Genomic DNA, 263 nt, shown 5'->3' on the forward strand with positions numbered 1-263 from the left:
GGATGAATCACCTGCAATTCACCGAGGCGCGCCAGCTCCAGAACCACATGGGAGGGCGCCGGCGCATAGGCGGTGTAGCCGCCGGCCTTGGACCATTTGAGGCCGGCGTCCAACAGGTTGTACTCATCGTTGCTGAAACTCGGCTGGTAGCTCAACAGGGCACCATCGCGTGTGGTCAGGTACAGCGCGTTGATCGCCACCCCGGCACTCTTCAAAGTGTGGACGTAGAAACCCACTTCACGCCACGAGACGAAGGACCTGCG

At 61.2% G+C, this 263-nt stretch carries 1 protein-coding gene; it reads right to left on the reverse strand.

The window, feature by feature from the left end; genetic code table 11:
• Positions 1 to 263: hypothetical protein (locus SB765_RS30665; protein WP_410932622.1), on the reverse strand; the 263-nt coding region annotated here is incomplete at both ends.

Source organism: Pseudomonas sp. SIMBA_067, assembly GCF_046534675.1.
In the GTDB taxonomy this organism is placed as follows: domain Bacteria; phylum Pseudomonadota; class Gammaproteobacteria; order Pseudomonadales; family Pseudomonadaceae; genus Aquipseudomonas; species Aquipseudomonas putida.